Source organism: Nonomuraea sp. B208 (assembly GCF_057536035.1).
Genome location: NZ_BAAJOU010000021.1, coordinates 759,477 through 778,793, shown reverse-complemented (window position 1 = coordinate 778,793; position 19,317 = coordinate 759,477). Strand labels below are relative to the sequence as shown.

The window sequence follows — 19,317 nt, the reverse complement described above, 5'->3', positions numbered from 1 at the left end:
CCGCACGGGCCCCGCCGGTGCATACCAGGTGACGTAAATCAGACCGAGCGGACAGACTCGGCCTGCGGTCCCTTCTGGCCCTGCGTGATCTCGAACTCGACCCGCTGGCCCTGCTCGAGAGATCGGTACCCGTCCATCAGTATCGCGGAGTAATGGACGAATACATCCTTACCACCGTCTACCGCGATGAAGCCGTAGCCCTTGTCCGCGTTGAACCACTTGACGGTGCCCTGCGCCACTTCCGACTCCTCTTACTGGGGCTACAGATCTCGCCCATTCCACCGCGAGACCCGTAATCGTCCGACTTAACGACAAAACAGCCAGACGATCGCCTCGACCATACCTGTGGCAAGGGGTTTGGCAACAGAGTCAATCCACGAAAGACGCATTTGTTCGCAGTGCGGGTACTTCAACGTTTGAATAGGCCCGAAAAGCAGAAGGCGCCCGCTTGGGGCGCCTTCTGTGGAGTCGTACGGGCACTCAGCCGCCGGCGACCGCCGGGATGATGGAGATCTGCGTGCCCTGAGGGACGGCGGTGTCCAGGCCCTCGGCGAAACGGACGTCCTCTTCCCCAACGTAAACGTTGACAAAACGCCGAATCTTGCCCGATTCATCCAGAATTCTCGCGCCGATGCCCGGGTAGTCGGCATCGAGCTTGGCGAGCACGTCACGAAGAGTCGCGCCTTCGCCACTCACTTCCGCGTTTCCGCCGGTGTAGGTGCGCAGAATGGTGGGAATCCGAACAGTAACGCTCATGGTTATCTCGCCTTTCCTGGTTGTCAGACAGCCGCGCGGAACGCGTCGAGAGACGGCTTGATCACGGCGGTGGGCCGCGACGACTCGCCGGCGATGGCGTCCAGCGTCTTCAGGCCGTCGCCGGTGTTGAGGACCACGGTCTCCGCCTCGGGGTCGAGCCGCCCCGCCTCGACGAGCTTCTTGAGCACGCCCACGGTGACGCCGCCCGCGGTCTCGGCGAAGATGCCCTCGGTCGAGGCCAGCAGCTTGATCGCGGCCACGACCTCGGCGTCGGTGACGTCCTCGACGGCCCCGCCGGTGCGCCGGGCGATGTCCAGCACGTACGGGCCGTCGGCCGGGTTGCCGATCGCCAGCGACTTCGCGATGGTGTTGGGCTTGACCGGCTGGACGACGTCGTGCCCCGCCTTGTACGCCGCCGACACCGGCGAGCACCCGGCGGCCTGCGCCCCGAAGACCTTGTAGGGGGTGTCCTCGACCAGGCCCAGGGCGATGAGCTCCTTGAAGCCCTTGTCGATCTTGGTGAGCTGCGAGCCCGAGGCGATCGGGATGACGATCTGCTCAGGCAGCCGCCAGCCGAGCTGTTCGGCGATCTCGTACGCGAGCGTCTTGGAGCCCTCGGCGTAGTAGGGCCGCAGGTTGACGTTGACGAACCCCCACTTGTCGCCCAGCGGGTCGCCGATCAGCTCGGAGCAGAACCGGTTGACCTCGTCGTAGGTGCCGTCGATGCCGATCAGCTTGCCGCCGAACACCCGGGCCATGGCGATCTTCGCCTCTTCGAGGTCGGCCGGGATGAACACGCAGGCGTCGAGCCCGGCCCGCGCCGCGGCGGCGGTCACCGCGCCCGCGAGGTTGCCGGTGGAGGAGCAGGAGAGCGTGTGGAAGCCGAAGTTGCGCGCCGCCTCGACGGCGATGGCGACCACCCGGTCCTTGAAGGAGTGGGTGGGGTTGCCGGAGTCGTCCTTGACGTGCAGGGACTTGATGCCGAGCGCCCGCCCGAGGTTGCCCGCCCTGACCAGCTTCGTCCAGCCGGGGTTCATGTTGGGCTTGCTCGCCACGTCGGCGGGGACCGGGAGCAGCGAGCGGTAGCGCCAGATGTTGGCCGGGCCCGCGGCGATGTCCTCGCGGGTCACCCGGCCGAACTCGTAGGCCGCTTCGAGCGGCCCGAAACACTCCAGACACGCGAAGCTCGGCCCGAGCGGGTAACGGGCGCCGCACTCGCGGCAGGACAGAGCGACGGCAGGACCAAAGTCGTGCGACATGAAGCGAGGCCTTCCCTCATCTTCGCCCACGGCCACCTTGACCGCGAACCGGAATTGGCACCTTGTCCCGGTCGGCCTCGCCAGGTCGCGAGTCGAAAGCCGGGAGGGTTGCCGGGGCTTCGCAGGGCCGGTCCCTCCACCCCTCTGGATGAGCTGTATGAAGTTGTTGCACACGACTCTACCCGCCGAAGCGGCGGGAACGACCACCTGTCTCAAAGACTGAGACGGGGCGTCTCACCGATAGTCGTCACCCAGCGCCGCCTGGACGTACTTGCGCGCCTGGTGGATGCGCGACTTCGCGGTGCCCAGCGGGATGCCGAGCTGCTCGGCCACCTCGTTGTAGTCGAGCTGCACGATGTCGCGCAGGACCAGCGCCTGCGCGAGATCGGGCTTGTCGGCCTCCAGCGCCTCCATCGCGTCGAGCAGGTCGAGCCGCGAGCCGGCGATCACGCTGACCCGCCGCGCGTCGGGCTTCTGCGTCGGCAGCTCGTCGGAGGTCTGCTCGGCCGCCCTGCGCTTCAGCGACCGGTAGGTGGTGCGCGCGCAGTTGGCCGTGACGATGTGCAGCCAGGTGCTGAACCTGGCACGCCCCTCGAAGCGGCCGATGTTGCGCGCCACCGCGAGCAGGGTGTCCTGCGACGCCTCCTCGGCATCCTGGTGGTACGGAAGAATCCGGGAGCAGTGGCGCATCACATCCGGCTCGATCCTGGCCAGCAACTCGCCGAGCGCGCGATGATCTCCAGCGGCGGCGGATCGGGCGAGTTCCTCGGTTAGCTCATCAAGCGCCATAGCTGCGATCCTATGATCGGAAGGAGCTTCGATGAACAGCGTCCTCGTGGCCTCCAACAGAGGGCCGGTCTCCTTCACCGTCTCCGACGACGGTGTTCTCATCATGAGACGGGGCGGCGGCGGTCTCGTCTCCGGGTTGTCCGGGGTCGCCAAGGACGACGGGGTCCTGTGGGTCTGCGCGGCGCTGTCCGACGACGACCGCGGCGCCGTGCGCCTGTCCCCCGGCGGCCGGCTCGACCAGGCCGGCTACGACACCGGGCCGCTGCGCATGCTCGACATCCCCGCGACCACGTTCCATCGCGCCTACAACGCCGTGGCCAACTCCACCCTGTGGTTCGTCAACCACCTGCTCTACGACATCCCCAACGCGCCCAGCTTCGGCATCCGCTTCGCCCGCGAGTGGGAGTCCTACCGCGACTACAACGGCGCCTTCGCGCTCGCCCTCGCCGAGGAGGCCGGCCACGGCGCCCGCGTGATGGTGCAGGACTACCACCTCACGCTCACCCCCGCCATGCTCAGGGCCGAGCGGCCCGACCTGCGCATCGCGCACTTCAGCCACACCCCGTGGGCGCCGCCCGAGTACTTCTCGCTGCTGCCCGACGAGGTGGCCGGCGAGGTCCTGGAGGGCATACTCGGCGCCGACCACGCCGGGTTCCTGGCCGAGCGGTGGGCGGCGGCGTTCATGGACTGCTGCGAGGCGGTGCTCGGGGCGGAGGTCGACCGGGCGGCCCGCAGCGTCACCCACGAGGGCCGCACCACCAGGATCGGCGTCCACAGCCTGGGGGTGGACGGCGCGGCGCTGTGGGAGCGGGCCGGCGAGCCCGACGTCGAGTCGCACATCACGGCGATCAGGGAGCAGGTCGGCGACCGCCGCCTCATCGTCCGCATCGACCGCACCGAGCTGTCGAAGAACATCGTGCGCGGCCTGGTGGCCTACGGCGAGTTCCTGGCCGCCCATCCCGAGTGGCACGGCCGCGTGGTGCACCTGGCCTTCGCCTACCCGAGCCGGCACGACCTGCCGGAATACCGCGAGTACACCGCCTCGGTGCAGCGCTGCGCCCAGGAGATCGAGAACGAGTTCGCCACCGAGGACTGGGACCCGCTCATCCTCAACGTCCACGACGACTACCCGCGGTCGCTGGCCGCGTACCGGATGGCCGACGTGCTGCTGGTCAACCCCATCCGCGACGGCATGAACCTGGTGGCCAAGGAGGGCCCGGTGCTGTCGCCGCGCTGCGCGCTGGTGCTCTCGCGGGAGGCGGGCGCGGCCGCCGAGCTGGGCCCGTACGCGCTGATGGTCAACCCCTACGACATCAGCGGCACGGCCGACGCCCTGCACAGGGCGCTGGTCATGCCGGAGGACGAGCGGCGGGCGCGGCGCGACAAGCTGCGCGCCGCGGCCACCGCCCTGCCGCCCCAGAAATGGCTCGCGGCCCAGCTCGACGCCCTCGCCTGAGCCGCGATCCCGCGCTCACCGCCAGTCGGCGTGCTTGAGCGTGTCGGCCAGGCCGGGGGTGTTCCACTGGTCGACGACCAGGATCTTGCTCTTCGGCAGATACCACTCGCGCTGGGTGAAGCGGGCCTTGATCGCGGTGCCGCTGTAGCTCGTGCAGGTGGACTTCCAGGCGTTGTACGTGGCCTTGTGGCCGGGCCCGACCTGGCGCAGCCCCCGCGAGCCCTTCGGGCCGATGCTCTCGCCCCACTTCTCGTTGAACGGGCACGGCTGCACGTCGCTCGCCGTGTAGTACGGGTTCTTGCCGGTGTAGGGGCCGAAGCCCTCCGCGCCGTGCTTGATGAAGGACGGCCCGAGAATGTAGAAGGAGTCGCACTCCGGCGTCCGCCAGCCCCGGGCCTTCCCGCACTTGCCGGTCACGACCTGCACGTTGTCCGGGCCGAAGCGGTGGACCACCCACTGGATCGGGATGTAGAGGGTGAGCCCGGCACGCAGCTTCAGCTCCTGGGCGGGGGCGGCGTGGGCGGGGAAGGCGCCGGCGGTGAGGGTGACGGCCGCGGTGGCGGCGACCGCGAGGTAACGCTTGATCATGACCCCGACTCTAGGGAACCGGACTTGCAGTCCAGTCGTCAACGGCTGAACGCCGACGCCAGCTCCGCCAGCAACGCCAGCACGCCGTCCGGGCCGTCCACCACGATGTCGGCCCGCTCGGCCAGCGCGGTCACCTCCGCCGAGCCGCTGCACACGGTCACCCCGGGCAGCCCGGAGGACCGTACGGCGTCGAAGGCGGCGAGGTCGCCCAGGTCGTCGCCGGCGAACAGCACCGAGCGCGCGTCCCTCTCGGCCAGGAACAGGCCGAGCGCGTGCCCCTTGTCCATGCCCGGCGGCCGCAGCTCCAGCACCATGCGGCCCGGCTCGACCACCAGCCCGTGCCGCTCGGCGAGCCCGGCCAGCGGCTCGCGCAGCGCGGCCAGCGCGCCCTCGGGGTCGGGGGCGCGGCGGGTGTGCACCGCGACGGCCCGGCCCTTGTCCTCGACGGTCACGCCCTCGACGCCGAGCGAGTCGAGCAGCAGCGGCAGGTCGGCCTTCGCCCGTGGCACGCCGGCCGGCGGGGGCGGCGCGGAGATCCGGCCGTTCTCCCAGCGTTCGAAGCCGTAGTGGCCGAGGATGACCAGCCCGGGAACGTCGGCCAGCCCCGGGCCCAGCTCCAGCGCGGTGGCCGGCGGCCGGCCCGTCACGATGGCCACGGCCCCCACGTGCGCGCCGAGCTCGGCGAGCACCGCGGGCGCCTTGGGGTGGATCACGGCGGCCGCCGGATCGGGCACGATCGGGGACAGGGTTCCGTCGAAGTCGAGCCCGATCACGGCCCCGGCGGGGTCCTTCAAGATTGCTTCAATTCCAGGGATGTTCTCCACGCGCCTGCCGTACCCAGCAGGTCAGGGGCGCATGCCAAGCCTTCTGGCCGCGCGGTCGCGCTGCCGCTCGGCGCGCACCCTGCGAAGCCGCTTGACCAGCATGGGGTCGTGCTCAAGCGCCTCCGGACGGTCGATCAATTCGCCCAGCATCTGGTAGTAGCGCGTGGCGGAGAACCCGAAGGTCTCCTTGATGGCCTGCTCCTTCGCGCCCGCGTAGCGCCACCATTGGCGTTCGAAGGCGAGGAGCTCGATGTCGCGTTCGGTCAGTGGTTGTCGGGACGGCTCGTGGGCAGCATCGTCACCGCTGAGGGGTGCTCCCATGGTGTCCTCCTCTGAGGGGACGGGTGACGGTCCCGTCACCCGCACGGCCCGTGGCCAATCGTAATGTGCTGAGCTCCCGCGCTGCGGGTATGTCCCGACTTTCGCCTACGAGGTAGCAGAAAAGCACACAGAACGGAACTACTCCGCGTATCGGGCTGTTTACCGAACCGTCGGATTGCGGTGGCGGCCGCGTGTCAGAATGCCGGTCAGTTCGAGCGTTCCCCCTCTTCTCCCCGCTCGAGGTCCTCCGTGCACCAGCTCTCCTCCGCGCTGCCACGCCTGGGTCGCGACCGCGCCGCGGCGGGCCCTGCCGCGATGAGGAGCCTCCTCGCCGTGGCGCTGACCATCTGCTGCGTGCTCGCCGTCCCGGCCTCCGTGACCGCCGCCGGCGGGACCGGGGCCGGCGACAGGATCGGGGCGGTCGCGCGGGCCGGGCAGTGGCAGCTCGGCGCGCTGCGCCTGCCCGAGGCGTGGCGGCGCAGCGAGGGCCGGGGCGTGCTGGTCGCCGTCCTCGACACCGGGGTCGACGCCCGCGACCCCGACCTCGCGGGCGCCGTCGTCGAGGGCCCCGACCTCACCGGCGCGGCGCGCGGCCACGGGCCGTGGGGCCACCACGGCACCGCGATGGCCGGCCTGATCGCCGGCCGCGGGCACGGCCCCGGCCGCGCCGCCGGGGTCGTCGGCGTCGCGCCCGGGGCCCGCGTCCTGTCCGTACGGGTCACGCTGGAGAGCGGCGACCCGCAGCGCCAGCGGCAGCCCCGGGGCGGGAGCGACGCCCTGGCGCGCGGCATCCGCTACGCGGCCGACCAGGGCGCCGACGTGATCAGCATGTCGCTGGGGGGCGGCAGCGGCACGCGGGAGGGCTCGGCGGCCGAGGAGGAGGCCGTCAGGTACGCGCTCGGCAGGGGCGCGGTGCTGGTGGCCTCCTCGGGCAACGACGGCGACAGCGCCAACAGGAAGAACTTCCCCGCCGCCTACCCCGGCGTGATAGCCGTGGGCGCGGTGGACCGGGGGCTCCGGGTGGCCGGCTTCTCCAACCGGCAGGACTACCTGTCGGTCGTCGCGCCCGGCACGCAGATCGTGACGGCCGACGGCGCGGGCTCGTACGCGGTGGGCGACGGCACCAGTTCGGCCGCCGCCATGGTGGCGGGCATCGCGGCCCTCGTCCGCTCCGCCCATCCCGGCCTGTCGCCGCAGGAGGTCCGCACGGCCATCGAGCAGGGCACCAGAAGACGCCCGCCGGGCGGCCACAACCGCACCTACGGCCACGGCGTGGCCAACGCCCTGCTGGCACTCCGCGCGGCCGACGACCTGCGCGCGGCGGTGGGCTCGCCCGCGCGGCCCGTCGCCCGCCTCGGGGCGGGGCCGGGCGTGCCCGTTCCCGCGAGCAGGACCCCCGTGATCGCGGGGCTGCTGGGGCTGCTGGCGGCCATGTCCGTACGCGTGCTGGCGAGGCGGCGGCGCGACGGGGATTCACCCTAGCAAGCGCTTGTGTGATACTCCCTGCTATGACGTACGCGATCGAGGGCTGGTTCGCCGTCGACGCCGACGGGGTCGTCCTGCTCGGCACCCGCTGCACGGCCTGCGGCACCCTCTGCTTCCCGCCCCGCCGAGGGTCCTGCCCCGACCCCCGCTGCCCCGGGACCGACATGGAGGTCGCCAGGCTGCCCCGGCGGGGGCGCGTGTGGTCGTACACGAACGCCGCCTACCCGCCACCCCCGCCCTACGTGGCCGCGCAGCCGTACGTGCCGGTGACCCTCGCGGCGGTCGAGCTCGACGGAGCCGGGATCGTGGTGCTCGGCCAGGTCGCCGGCCTCACCGTGGACGAGCTGGAGGTCGGCATGGAGCTGGAGCTCACGGCGGGCCCCCTCGCGGACGGCCCGCTCGTGTGGATGTGGCGGCGCGCCTCATGAGCGGCCAGGCGAACGGCGTCGTGGTCCTGGGCACCGGCATGCACCCCTGGGGCAAGCAGGGCCGCCCCTTCACCGAGTACGGCCTGGCCGCCGCCCGAGCCGCCCTCGCCGACGCCGGGGTCGCCTGGACCGACATCCAGTACCTCGTCGGCGCCGACACCATCAGGAACGGCTACCCGGGCTTCGTCGCCGGCTCGACCTACGCCCAGGCGCTCGGCTGGACCGGTGCCAGGATCGCCTCCTGCTACGCCGCCTGCGCCTCCGGCGCCCAGGCCGTGGACCTGGCCCGTACCAGGATCCTCGCCGGGCTGTGCGACCTCGCCCTGGTCGTCGGCGCCGACTCCACCCCCAAGGGCTTCTTCGCCCCGGTGGGCGGCGATCGCCCCGACGATCCCGACTGGCTGCGGTTCCGGCTGCTCGGCGCCACCAATCCGGCCTATTTCGGCCTGTACGCCCGCCGCCGGATGGCCCTGCACGGCTCGACCCCGTACGACTTCGCCGCCGTCAAGGTCAAGAACGCCCGCGCCGGCGCGCTCAACCCCATGGCCCGCTATCGCAGGACCGTCACCGCGGAGGACGTCCTGGCCTCGCCCATGGTGGCCGACCCGCTGCGGCTGATGGACATCTGCGCCACCTCCGACGGCGGCGCGGCCGTGGTGCTGGCCTCGCAGGATTACGCCCGCCGCCACGCGGGCGCCCGCGGCCTGGTGCGCCTGGCGGCCGTCTCGACCGTCACGCCCACGTTCCCCAACACGGTCCTGGAGCTGCCGAACTTCGCCACCGACTCCTGCGCCGCCGTCCCCCCGCCCGAGCGGCCCTTCCGCGCGGCCATCGCGCACGCCGCGTACGAGGAGGCCGGCCTCGGCCCCGAGGACCTGTCACTGGCCGAGGTGTACGACCTGTCCACGGCACTGGAGCTGGACTGGACCGAGGACATCGGCCTGTGCCCGCCGGGCGAGGCCGAGAAGCTGCTGCGCGACGGGGCAACCGCGCTCGGCGGCCGGATCCCGGTCAACCCGTCGGGCGGCCTGGCCTCGTTCGGCGAGGCGATCCCCGCCCAGGCCGTCGCCCAGCTCTGCGAGCTGACCGACCAGCTGCGCGGCCGGGCCGGCCCCCGGCAGGTCGACGGGGCGAGGGCCGGGCTGGCGGCCAACCAGGGCCTGTTCGGCCACGGCAGCGCGATCGTCGTGACGCGATGAGACGCGAGAAGGCCCTCCGCGAGGGGAGGGCCTTCTCCGAACGCCGGACGGCGTCAGTTGACGTGGACCACGTCGTGCGTCTCGGCGAAGTGGCAGGCGCTCTCGTGCGCCGTGCCCGGCCGGATCTGGAGAAGCGGCTCCTCCTCGGCGCAGATCTCCTGCGCTTTCCAGCACCGCGTACGGAACCGGCAGCCCGACGGCGGGTTGGCCGGCGACGGCGGGTCACCCTGGAGGATGATGCGCTCCCGCTGCTCCCGCCCCTCGGGGTCGGGCACCGGCACCGCCGACAGCAGCGCCTGCGTGTACGGGTGCGCCGGCCGGTCGTAGATCTCGGTGTCCTTGCCGAGCTCCACGTACTTGCCGAGGTACATCACCCCGACCCGGTCGGAGATGTGGCGGACCACCGACAGGTCGTGCGCGATGAAGATGTAGGCCAGCCCGAACTCGTTCTGCAGCCGCTCCAGCAGGTTGATGACCTGCGCCTGAATCGACACGTCGAGCGCGGACACCGGCTCGTCGCACACGATGATCTCCGGCTGGAGCGCCAGCCCGCGGGCGATGCCGATGCGCTGCCGCTGGCCGCCCGAGAACTGGTGCGGGTAGCGGTTGATGTGGTCGGGGTTGAGCCCGACCACCTCCAGCAGCTCCTGCACCTTCTTGCGCCGGTCGCCCTTGGGCGCCACCTCGGTGTGGATCTCGTACGGCTCGCCGATGATGTCGCCCACGGTCATCCGGGGGTTCAGCGAGGTGTACGGGTCCTGCATCACCATCTGGATGTTGCGCCGCATGCGCTTGAGCTCGGCGCCCTTGGCCTTGCCGATGTCGCGGCCGTTGATCATGACCGACCCCGACGTGGGCCGCTCCAGCGCCATCAGCACCTTGGCCAGCGTGGACTTGCCGCAGCCCGACTCGCCCACGATGCCCAGCGTCTCGCCCTTGTGCAGGTCGAACGACACGCCGTCCACGGCCTTGATCGCGCCGATCTGCCGCTTGAAGAGGATGCCCTGGGTCAGCGGGAAGTGCTTGACCAGGTCACGCACCTCGAGGATCTTCTCACCGATCGCCATCGAGGACCTCCCTCCAGTAGTGGCAGGCGCTGCCGCGCGTGCCGCTGATCTGATGCAGTGGGGGGACGTCGGTCTCGCAGTTGCCCTGCCGGTAGGGGCAGCGCGGGTTGAACGAGCACCCGCTGGGCAGTTCGAGCAGGTTGGGCGGCAGGCCCTTGATCGCGTACAGGTCCTGGCCCTTCTGGTCGACCCGGGGGATCGACTCCAGCAGACCCTTGGTGTACGGGTGGGCGGGCGCCCGGTAGATGTCGTGCACGAGGGCGTTCTCGACGATGCGCCCCGCGTACATGACGGCGATCTTGTCGGCCACGTCCGCCACGACGCCGAGGTCGTGGGTGATCAGGATGAGGCCCATCTGGCTCTCGCGCTGCAGCTCGGCCAGCAGCTCCATGATCTGCGCCTGGACGGTCACGTCGAGCGCCGTGGTCGGCTCGTCGGCGATGAGCACCTCGGGGTCGAGCGCGATCGACATCGCGATCATGATGCGCTGCCGCATGCCGCCCGAGAACTGGTGCGGGTAGTCGTTGACGCGCTGCCTCGCGGCCGGGATGCGGACCCGGTCCATCAGCTCGACCGCCTTCTTCATGGCGTCGCCCTTGGACATGCCCCGGTGCACCCGGAACATCTCGCTGATCTGCCAGCCCACGGTGAAGACCGGGTTGAGCGCGGAGAGCGCGTCCTGGAAGATCATGGCGATGCGCTGGCCGCGCACCTGGGTGCGGGCCTCCTCCGACAGCTTGAGCACGTCGGTGCCCTTGAAGCGGATCTCTCCCTTGGGGATGCGCGCGGGCGGCATGTCCAGAATGCCCATGATCGCCTGCGCGGTCACCGATTTGCCCGAGCCCGACTCGCCCAGCACCGCCAGTGTCTCACCCGGGTTGACCGTGTAGCTCACGCCGTTCACGGCGCGTACGATCCCCGCCCGGGTGTGGAACTCCACGTGCAGGTTGTCGACGGCGAGCAGCGGTTCGTTGCCGAGTCCTCCCTCGACCGGCAACACGTCCGCTGACGTCCTGCTCACTGTTCGGTCCCCCCTTCTACCTGAGCTTCGGGTCGAGCGCGTCGCGTACGGCGTCGCCCAGCATGATGAACGCGAGCACCGTGATGCTCAGGAAGACCGCCGGGAAGATCAGCGGCAACGGCGCCTCCAGGAAGCGGCGCTGCGCGTCGGCGATCATCAGACCCCACGAGATCTCCGGCGGCTGCACGCCCACGCCCAGGTAGGACAGCGCGGCCTCGGCCGCGATGAAGCCGCCCAGGTTGATCGTCGCCACGACGATCACGGGAGCGAGCGCGTTGGGCAGCAGATGCCGGAACATGATCCGGATCGGCCCGGCGCCCAGCGCTCTCGCCGCGACCACGAAGTCCTGCGACTTGGCCGTGATGACCGCCGCCCGCATGATCCGGAACGTCATCGGCCAGCCCAGGATGGTGAGCGCGGCCACCACCAGCCAGATGCCCCACCCGCTGTCGCGGAAGGTCGAGCCGATGAGCAGCGCGCCCAGGATGCTGGGGATGGCGAAGAAGATCTCGGTGACCCGGGAGGCCACGCTGTCCACGCCGCCGCCGAAGAACCCGGCGATCAGGCCCATGAGCCCGCCGATCAGCGCGGCGAAGACGGTCGTGCTGATGCCGATGATCAGCGAGTTCGCCGCGCCGTAGATGGTGCGGGCGTACAGGTCGCAGCCCAGGTTGTCGCGGCCGAACGGATGGCCCGCGCTGGGCCCCTGACGGGCGGTGGCCAGCTCGCAGGTGCGGGCGTTGAACGGGTCCACCGAGCTGAACAGCGACGGCCAGAGGGCCATCAGCGCCAGCACCGCGATGATGCAGAGCGAGATGATGAAGATCGGCCGCCGGCGCAGGTCGTGCCAGGCGTCGGACCACAGGCTGGCCGGCTTGGCCGCCTTCTCCTTCTTGTGGGGTCTCGGTGCGGGGGTCTCCTCGGGCGCGATGACGGGGCCGCCCGGTCGAATGTCACTCATAGCGGATCCTCGGGTCGAGCACTGCGTACATCACGTCCACGGCCAGGTTGGCCAAGATGTAGATCAGGACCAGGATGGTCACGATGCCGACCACGACTGGCTGTTCCCTGAGGTACACCGACATGAAGAGCTGGTTGCCGATGCCCGGCAGGTTGAAGATTCTCTCGGTGATGACCGCTCCGCCCATGAGGTTGCCGAGGTCGGCGCCCAGGAACGTGACGAGCGGGATCAACGCGTTACGCAGGCCGTGCCTGCCGACGACCCGCCGCCGGGGCAGGCCCTTGGCGGTGGCCGTCCTGATGTAGTCGGCGCGCAGCGTCTCGGCCAGGCTGGTCCTGGTCAACCGGGTCAGATACGCGATCGACACGCCGGCGAGCACGAAGCCGGGCAGCAGATAGCTGCGGAAGCCCTCGGTGATGCCCGCGATGGGGAAGATGTCGAGCCCCGTCCACAGCTTGAGCCGTACGCCGAGCAGGAACTGCAGCACGAAGCCGGACACGAGCGTCGGCACCGAGATCAGCAGCAGCGTCGAGGCGAGGATCATGGTGTCGATGGCCTTGCCGCGCTTGAGAGCCGCCCAAAGGCCCAGACCCACGCCGATGAGGGCCTCGATGACGAGCGCGGTGATCGCCAGGTTGAGCGTCACCTGGAACTTGCCCGCCATGATCTGCGAAACGGGCACGTCGGCGAAGGTGACGCCGAAGTCCGCGCGGAAAATCACACCGCTGATGTAGTACCAATACTGGAGCAACAGCGGATCATTGAGGTGGTACTGCTCGCGCAGGATCGCGACGATGTTGGGGTCCGCCCGTTTCTCGCCCGCCAGCGCCGCGATGGGATCGCCGGGCAGCGCGAAGACGATGGCGAAGATGAGCAGGGTGGCACCCAACAACACGGGGATCGACTGGAGCAGACGCCTGATGATGTAACGGCCCATATAAGCCTCCCGTACACGCGAAGAAGGCCACCCCCCTGACCTTATGGGTTTTCGGCCGGGGAGCCGCCTCCTCGCTTACCCCTGTGGGGTGGGCGCGGCGTCCGCGCCCACCCCGGGAACAACGTCAGACCTTCTCGACGTCAGCCCACTCGACCTGGTTGAGCAGGTTGATGTGGACGTTCTTGACCATCTTGGAGTAGCCGGAGTTGTTCCGGTAGAAGTACACCGGGATGTACGGCAGTTCCTCGTTGAGGATGTCGTCGGCCTGCTGGTAGAACTTCAGGCCCTCCTCCACCGAGGGAGCCTGGTCACCCTGGGCGATCAGGGCGTCGAACTTCTTGTTCGAGTAGCCGCCGTAGTTCGAGCCGGTCGCGATGGCGCCGGTGCTGAAGATCGGCGACAGGTAGTTCTCGGCCGACGGGTAGTCGATGGCCCAGCCCATGCGGAACAGGCCCTTGTACTTCTTGGCGTCCAGCTCGTCGAGGATGCTGGCGAACTTCTCGAAGGGCTTGGCGACGGCGTCGATGCCCAGGTTGGCGCGGAGGTTGTTGGCGACGGCCTCGATCCACTCCTTGTGCGGACCGTCGGCGTTGTAGCCGATCTCCAGGGTCTTGGGACCGCCGGCGGACTCGTACAGCTTCTTGGCCTCGGCCGGGTTGTACGTGCAGGCCTTGCACGCGCCCTGGCGGTAGCCCGCGATGGCCGGGTTGATGAAGTCGTCGGCCGGGGAGCGGGTGCCGGAGAAGACCGTCTCGGCGATGGTCTTGCGGTCGATGGCCATCGAGATGGCCTTGCGGACGTCGACCTTGTTCAGCTCGTCGTTGTACTTCAGCGGCACGCCGATGTAGCCGACGCCGGCGTCCGGCTGGTCCTGGTAACGCTCACCGAGGGAGGACTTGGCCTGGGCGATCGCCGCCGGGCCGAGCGAGTCGTGGATGTCCAGGTTGTCGGCCATCAGGTCGTTGAAGGCGACATCCGAGTCGGTGTAGAGCTTGAACTGCAGCTTGGTCCAGTTGCTCGGCTTCTTGCCCGGGTACTTGTCGTACACGGTCATGTCGATGCTCTGGTCGGTGCCCTTCTTGTAGGGCTTGTCCAGCTTGAACAGGCCCTGGCCGATGGGCTGCTCGCCGAACTGCTGCGTGATCTTCCCGTCGGGGCCGAAGGCGGCCTTGGGCAGCGGGTAGAACGCGGTGTAGCCGAGCATGGTCTTGAACTGCGAGAACGGCGCGGCCAGGGTGACCTTGAACGTCGTGTCGTCCACGACCTCCAGGCCCTTCATGCCCTTGGCGGTGACCGACTTGCCCTCACCCGGGTTGAGGTCGGCAAAGCCTTCGACGCGGCCGAAGAAGTAGCCGGCGCTCTGGGCGTTCTCCTGGTTGGCGGCGTAGTTCCAGGCGTCCACGTAGTTCTGCGCGACGAGAGGCTCGCCATTGTGCCACGTGTAGCCGGACTTGAGCTTGATCGTCCAGACCTTCTGGTCATCACTGGTGATCGACTCGGCCGCGGCCTCGACGGCGTTCTTGTTCTCGTCGTAGGTGACGAGAGGCTCGAACACGGCCGCGAGGACCTCCGAGCCCTCGGACTCCGTGGTGTTCGACGGCACCAGGAGCTCCTGGGGCTCACCGAGCTCCATGCGGACCGGCGTTTCGGCGCCGCCGCTCGCGGCAGTGCCACTCTCCGAGGCACCGCCACCACACGCGGCAACCGCGAGGGCGAGCAGCGCGGTACCGGCGACGATCTGTGCGCCCTTAGTAACACGCATGGTAAAGAAAAATCCTCCCTCTACAGTGGGCGTACAGCGCTGAGCTGCGTGTTCGTGAGCAGCCTGACGGGGGAGTCCTGGTATCCCCCCCGGGTTTGGCCGACCAGGTCAAGCCAGCCGTACGCCCTGCCAGTCGATCGCGACTATCCCTTACTACTTGCCACCAGCGAGTCTCTGGCGCGTTGCAGTTCGGTCACACGTCCGCCTATCAACCGTCACAGACAATCGGTGTGATCTGTGGTAAATCGTACAAAGAGCCCAGTACCGGTTGGACCTGGACCTGAACAGACGATGAAAATTACCCCGTGGCCAAGACTGCTCGTGCCTCCGCCACCATCGCCCGCCCCTCCTGGGCTACGGTTGAACAGGTCTTGGCGGTGGCTTGGAACCCCGGCGCCCCGAGACACCGTCCAACAGTCTGCCGGTCACGGTCCAGCGTGACAGGCACCCCACCGACCCGGATCCAATAGAGTCCTTGCCATGAGCCAGCCGGAATCCGCTGTAGCGGACGCCCAGGCGGGCGGCCGGAGCGGGGAGCCGCTGGCCAAGCTCGCCAAGAGATACGGGCTTCGCCGTGCCATCGCACGGCCGAGGTTCCCTGTCTACGTGCGCCAGCTGTGGGAGCGGCGACACTTCATCCTGACGTACGCGACCTCCCGCAACGTCTCGAAGTACTCCAACTCGACGCTGGGCCAGCTGTGGCAGGTGCTGACCCCCCTGCTCAACGCCGCCATCTACTTCCTGATGTTCGGCCTCATCCTGGGCGGCAGCAAGAACATCGAGAACTACCCGGCCTTCCTGCTGACCGGGATGTTCATCTTCACCTACACCCAGCGCACGGTCACCGCGGGCGCCAAGTCGATCACCGGCAACCTGTCGATGATCCGGGCCCTGCACTTCCCGCGCGCCTCGCTGCCGCTGGCCTACACGATCCAGGAGCTGCAGCAGCTCGCCATCTCGATGAGCGTGCTCCTGGTGCTCGTGGTCGCCACCGGAGAGTTCCCCACCTGGTTCTGGCTCATGATCCCGGTGGTGCTCCTCCTGCAGACGATGTTCAACATCGGGGCCGGGCTCGTCGTGGCCCGCCTCGGCGCATCGATGCGCGATCTCAACCAGTTGCTGCCGTTCATCACGCGCACCTGGCTCTACGCCTCGGGCGTCTTCTTCTCGATCCAGGCCAAGGTCGTGGGCTCGGCCGGCCTCCCCCAGTGGGTGGCCGACGTGATGTACCTCAACCCCGCGGCCTCCTACATCGAGTGGATGCGGGAGATCCTGATCAAGAGCCACAACCCCGAGCTCGGGCACCACCCCCCGACAATGGTGTGGATGTCTTGCGTATTCTGGGCGGTGTTCGCGCTCGGATTCGGCTTCTGGTACTTCTGGCGGGCCGAGGAGAGGTACGGGCGTGGCTGAGACCAAGGAGCTGCAGCAGGTGAAGGGCGACAAGCCCGCCGTCCCCAAGGACGCCAAGGCGCGCCCCGCCGCCGCCAAGTCCGCGGGCAAGGCGCCACTCGACGTCCCCACGGGCACGCCGACCGTCATCGTCGACGACCTCCACATCGTCTACCGCGTCTACGGCGCGGCCTCCGACGCCGAGAAGGGCAACGCGGTCAACGCCCTCACGCGCATTCTCAAGCGCCAGGGCCGCCCGCAGATGAAAGAGGTCCACGCGGTCAAGGGCGTGACGTTCGTGGCCTACCACGGCGACGCCATCGGCATCGTGGGCCGCAACGGCTCGGGCAAGTCCACGCTGCTGCGTGCCATCGCGGGCCTGCTGCCCCCGCACGAGGGCGCCGTCTACACCGATGGCCAGCCCTCGCTGCTGGGCGTCAACGCCGCCCTGATGCGCGAGCTCACCGGCGAGCGCAACATCGTGCTCGGCTGCTACGCCATGGGCATGACGCCGGCCGAGGTCCGGGAGAAATACCAGGAGATCGTCGACTTCTCCGGCATCGACGAGTTCGTTCAGCTGCCGATGTCGACCTACTCGTCCGGCATGGGCGCCCGACTGCGCTTCGCGATCTCCTCGGCCAAGACCCACGACGTCCTGCTCATCGACGAGGCCCTCGCCACCGGCGACCGCGAGTTCCGCAAGAAGAGCGAGGAGCGCATCCGCCAGATCCGCGAGTCGGCCGGCACCGTCTTCCTCGTCGCCCACGACCTGCGCGTCATCGAGGAGACCTGCAACCGCGTCATCTGGCTGCACAAGGGCAAGATCCGCATGGACGGCGACCCGAAGGAAGTCATCGCCGCCTACAACAAGGGCTGAGACCGCAGGTCCGAGCGCCGTGCCCCCGCGAAGGGCGCGGCGCTTTCCTGTGCGCGAAACGCCCGCGACGGGAGGGACGAAAGACTGACATCGGGCCCCGCGTTCCGATAGGATTCGAACGTCAATTCGATCCGAGGACCGGTGATGGACAAGGACCGGTGATGGAGTGGGAGCGCGCGATGGGAGAGCTTTCGGCCGCGATCGACCACCTGGCCACCGAAGACGTGACCGAGATCCCGCGGATGCAGCTCGCCGAGCAGCTCCTTGAGCTGCACTGGCAGATGGCGAGGCTGCAGGCCCAGATCGCCCGTCGCACGGGCGTCCGACTGCCCTGACCGACCGACAGACCCCGCCGCGGCGAGCGGCAGACCCCCGACGTGAGCCGGACGTGAGCCGGACATGAGAATGCCGCCGACCCTGATCGGGCCGGCGGCGGGGCTCGGGGGCGCCGCTGCCCTGCATGAGAACGGCGTTGCCCGAGCCCGGGCCTGGGCGCGTCCGCCCGAGCCCGCCATTGAGACCGCCCGCTCGCCGCGGGAGGCTCGTAACCCACGCGCGCCAGCTCTTCGAGCGCCCGGCACCTTGAAGGGCGTCCCGGAGATCTGCCGCGTCAGTGCGACGACGTCCCGGCCCGTTGCTGCGGCCCAGGGGAAATCACGTCGTCAGGGGACCACTGGGGGTGGGGCAGAAACGAAGCCGCCTTGCGCCGGCACGACCGGTTCCCGGGCATCGGCACCCAGGGCGCCCGCGAACCACCACGCCGGCTCTCGGCGAGCCACGCTCAGCACCGCCTCCATCGCGTTTCCTAGCCGCGATTCCAGGTGTCCCGCACCGAGCCCGTCAGCGCGTCGGTGGTCCATCCGAGAGCGGCCATCAGGTCGCTGTAGCCGGGGACGGTGCCGGCCCCGTTCGCCTCGACGACGTCCGCGGCGTCGGCCGCGAGCGGCACCAGCTCGTCCACGGTCGCGTGCCGTACGGCGGCGGGCAGGACCTCGGCCACCGCCGCCGTCCCGACCGGCGCGGCCCGGCCGACGACCGGGGCCTGCTCCCCCTTGTACGGCAGCGCCCGCAGCGCCGCCTGGGCGAGGCCGGCGGGCGAGGCGCCGCCCGGCAGGGAGCCGAAGTCACGCGCGGGCGCGGCCAGCAGCCCGGCCGCCGGCGGTCCGGACAGCGCGCCCAGCGGGCCCTGGGACAGCGCGCCCAGCGGGCCTCCCGACAGCGGGCTTCCTGACAGCGCGTTCAGCGGCAGCGAGGCCAGGCCGGTCACCGGCCCGGCGAGCGCGTCCAGCGGCGCGGGGCCGCCGGTGAGCTCGCTGACCGTCCGGTCGGAGACCCCGTGCACGCCGCTGACCGGCAGGCCGCCGCCCGTCAGCCCGGACGGTCCGGGCAGGCCGGGCAGGGCGGCGCCGTCCAGCATGTCGCTGGCCTGCACCTTGCCCGCCGCGCCCACAGCGTCCTTGGCGAGGCCGGTGACGAGGTGGAACGGCCCGTATTCGGCGCCGTCCGCGTTCAGCGCCGCGGCCTGGGGCTGGATCCGCCGGGCGGTTCCGGCCGCCGGGGCGGCCGCGCGGCGCGCGCCCGACACCACGGGCAGCGACTCGGTCATGCCGCCGCCGCCGAGCGGGATCCCGCTGCGGATCGGCGACAGCTCGGGAATCGGCCGGCCCTTCCTCGTGGCGTCCTCGGCGGAGTTCGGCGTCTGGGACCGGCCGACCGGCCCCCTCCGCCCGCTCGCGGCGATGGCGTCCTTCTCGGCCTCGCTCGGCTCGCGGCGGACCTGCCCGCCGGCCGACTTGGCCTTGCTCCCGAGCAGGCCGCCCAGGAGCCCCCCGCCGGCCGCGCCGCCCGCCAGCCCGCCGCCCGCCAGTCCGCCGCCCGTCAGCCCGCTCAGGAGACCTCCCGCAGGGCTGCCGCCGGCGACGCCGGGGCCCCCGCCCGCGCCGTCGGCGAGCGCGTTCCCAGCGGTTTCGTATAGGGCTTCGGCCTGGGCGGGCGCGGCCAACGCCGCGGCCAGGCCGAATGCTGTAGCGGCTACCGCCGCCTTGACTACTCGATTCATGATTGCCTTCCCGGCTCGTGATCGATCGCTCTCGAATGCGGTGGAAATGCGAATCGATAACCCCCGTATGCCGCGTCGTGCACGCTATGGGCACCACACTGAGCGTGTGCGTCACGGCTGAGCTACGCCAGCAGTT

General features: G+C 70.0%; 20 protein-coding genes and 1 riboswitch. Of the genes, 7 read left to right on the top strand and 13 right to left on the bottom strand.

Annotated features, from left to right (window positions below):
* Positions 1-38 precede the first annotated feature (38 nt).
* The 4 genes from AC27IY_RS20710 to AC27IY_RS20695 all read right to left on the bottom strand — a co-directional run bounded on the left by AC27IY_RS20710 (position 39) and on the right by AC27IY_RS20695 (position 2,804).
* Positions 39-239, bottom strand: coding sequence for a cold-shock protein (locus AC27IY_RS20710; RefSeq protein ID WP_090947280.1), 201 nt, complete (start codon positions 237-239; stop codon positions 39-41).
* 241 nt (positions 240-480) lie between these two features.
* Positions 481-756, bottom strand: coding sequence for a MoaD/ThiS family protein (locus tag AC27IY_RS20705; protein ID WP_091094397.1), 276 nt, complete (start codon positions 754-756; stop codon positions 481-483).
* A 23-nt stretch (positions 757-779) separates the two neighbouring features.
* The gene (gene thrC / locus AC27IY_RS20700) at positions 780-2,015 is read right to left on the bottom strand and encodes a threonine synthase (protein ID WP_449958803.1); all 1,236 of its coding nucleotides are present in this window, start codon (positions 2,013-2,015) and stop codon (positions 780-782) included.
* 13 nt (positions 2,016-2,028) lie between these two features.
* Positions 2,029-2,170, bottom strand: a riboswitch (SAM riboswitch).
* A gap of 79 nt (positions 2,171-2,249) precedes the next feature.
* On the bottom strand, positions 2,250-2,804 hold the full coding sequence (locus AC27IY_RS20695; protein ID WP_091094399.1) for an RNA polymerase sigma factor: 555 nt from the start codon (positions 2,802-2,804) through the stop codon (positions 2,250-2,252).
* A gap of 31 nt (positions 2,805-2,835) precedes the next feature.
* On the opposite strand from AC27IY_RS20695, the gene AC27IY_RS20690 reads away from it, so the two are divergent.
* On the top strand, positions 2,836-4,260 hold the full coding sequence (locus tag AC27IY_RS20690; protein WP_423453073.1) for an alpha,alpha-trehalose-phosphate synthase (UDP-forming): 1,425 nt from the start codon (positions 2,836-2,838) through the stop codon (positions 4,258-4,260).
* 15 nt (positions 4,261-4,275) lie between these two features.
* On the opposite strand, the gene AC27IY_RS20685 is transcribed toward AC27IY_RS20690, so the two are convergent.
* From AC27IY_RS20685 to AC27IY_RS20675, 3 genes are read right to left on the bottom strand one after another with little or no spacing between them, the layout of a single operon-like run.
* Positions 4,276-4,848, bottom strand: a complete 573-nt coding sequence (locus tag AC27IY_RS20685) for a hypothetical protein (RefSeq protein WP_487178891.1) — start codon at positions 4,846-4,848, stop codon at positions 4,276-4,278.
* A gap of 38 nt (positions 4,849-4,886) precedes the next feature.
* The gene (gene otsB / locus AC27IY_RS20680) at positions 4,887-5,642 is read right to left on the bottom strand and encodes a trehalose-phosphatase (RefSeq protein WP_364464281.1); all 756 of its coding nucleotides are present in this window, start codon (positions 5,640-5,642) and stop codon (positions 4,887-4,889) included.
* Between the two features lie 51 nt (positions 5,643-5,693).
* Entirely contained in the window at positions 5,694-5,993 is a 300-nt protein-coding gene (locus AC27IY_RS20675; protein ID WP_329589251.1) for a DUF3263 domain-containing protein, read from the bottom strand.
* Between the two features lie 315 nt (positions 5,994-6,308).
* On the opposite strand from AC27IY_RS20675, the gene AC27IY_RS20670 reads away from it, so the two are divergent.
* The 3 genes from AC27IY_RS20670 to AC27IY_RS20660 are packed head-to-tail and all read left to right on the top strand — an operon-like array spanning position 6,309 to position 9,105.
* The gene (locus AC27IY_RS20670) at positions 6,309-7,475 is read left to right on the top strand and encodes a S8 family serine peptidase (protein ID WP_487178890.1); all 1,167 of its coding nucleotides are present in this window, start codon (positions 6,309-6,311) and stop codon (positions 7,473-7,475) included.
* Between the two features lie 26 nt (positions 7,476-7,501).
* The gene (locus AC27IY_RS20665; protein ID WP_423478576.1) at positions 7,502-7,906 is read left to right on the top strand and encodes a Zn-ribbon domain-containing OB-fold protein; all 405 of its coding nucleotides are present in this window, start codon (positions 7,502-7,504) and stop codon (positions 7,904-7,906) included.
* The gene (locus tag AC27IY_RS20660; protein WP_487178889.1) at positions 7,903-9,105 is read left to right on the top strand and encodes a lipid-transfer protein; all 1,203 of its coding nucleotides are present in this window, start codon (positions 7,903-7,905) and stop codon (positions 9,103-9,105) included. The genes AC27IY_RS20665 and AC27IY_RS20660 overlap by 4 nt, the downstream gene beginning before the upstream one ends.
* A gap of 53 nt (positions 9,106-9,158) precedes the next feature.
* On the opposite strand, the gene AC27IY_RS20655 is transcribed toward AC27IY_RS20660, so the two are convergent.
* From AC27IY_RS20655 to AC27IY_RS20635, 5 genes are all read right to left on the bottom strand, one after another.
* The gene (locus tag AC27IY_RS20655) at positions 9,159-10,172 is read right to left on the bottom strand and encodes an ABC transporter ATP-binding protein (protein WP_344220143.1); all 1,014 of its coding nucleotides are present in this window, start codon (positions 10,170-10,172) and stop codon (positions 9,159-9,161) included.
* Positions 10,159-11,193: an ABC transporter ATP-binding protein gene (locus tag AC27IY_RS20650; RefSeq protein WP_344220141.1), complete on the bottom strand. Its 1,035-nt coding sequence runs from the start codon at positions 11,191-11,193 to the stop codon at positions 10,159-10,161. The genes AC27IY_RS20655 and AC27IY_RS20650 overlap by 14 nt, the downstream gene beginning before the upstream one ends.
* 16 nt (positions 11,194-11,209) lie before the next feature.
* On the bottom strand, positions 11,210-12,154 hold the full coding sequence (locus AC27IY_RS20645; RefSeq protein ID WP_423453085.1) for an ABC transporter permease: 945 nt from the start codon (positions 12,152-12,154) through the stop codon (positions 11,210-11,212).
* A complete protein-coding gene (locus AC27IY_RS20640; RefSeq protein WP_329589237.1) occupies positions 12,147-13,091 on the bottom strand; it encodes an ABC transporter permease in 945 nt (314 codons plus the stop codon). Before AC27IY_RS20640 ends, AC27IY_RS20645 begins: the two co-directional genes overlap by 8 nt.
* Before the next feature lie 124 nt (positions 13,092-13,215).
* A complete protein-coding gene (locus tag AC27IY_RS20635) occupies positions 13,216-14,724 on the bottom strand; it encodes a peptide ABC transporter substrate-binding protein (RefSeq protein WP_487178888.1) in 1,509 nt (502 codons plus the stop codon).
* 609 nt (positions 14,725-15,333) lie between these two features.
* Here AC27IY_RS20635 and AC27IY_RS20630 point away from each other — a divergent pair.
* The 3 genes from AC27IY_RS20630 to AC27IY_RS20620 all read left to right on the top strand — a co-directional run bounded on the left by AC27IY_RS20630 (position 15,334) and on the right by AC27IY_RS20620 (position 17,457).
* Complete coding sequence (locus tag AC27IY_RS20630) at positions 15,334-16,266, top strand: ABC transporter permease (protein WP_344220135.1); 933 nt, start codon at positions 15,334-15,336, stop codon at positions 16,264-16,266.
* Positions 16,259-17,122, top strand: a complete 864-nt coding sequence (locus AC27IY_RS20625) for an ABC transporter ATP-binding protein (protein ID WP_344220133.1) — start codon at positions 16,259-16,261, stop codon at positions 17,120-17,122. The genes AC27IY_RS20630 and AC27IY_RS20625 overlap by 8 nt, the downstream gene beginning before the upstream one ends.
* 179 nt (positions 17,123-17,301) lie before the next feature.
* On the top strand, positions 17,302-17,457 hold the full coding sequence (locus AC27IY_RS20620) for a hypothetical protein (RefSeq protein ID WP_329589229.1): 156 nt from the start codon (positions 17,302-17,304) through the stop codon (positions 17,455-17,457).
* Positions 17,458-17,927: 470 nt separating this feature from the next.
* Here AC27IY_RS20620 and AC27IY_RS20615 read toward each other — a convergent pair whose 3' ends face one another.
* Positions 17,928-19,181, bottom strand: a complete 1,254-nt coding sequence (locus AC27IY_RS20615) for a hypothetical protein (RefSeq protein WP_449958823.1) — start codon at positions 19,179-19,181, stop codon at positions 17,928-17,930.
* Positions 19,182-19,317: the final 136 nt, after the last annotated feature.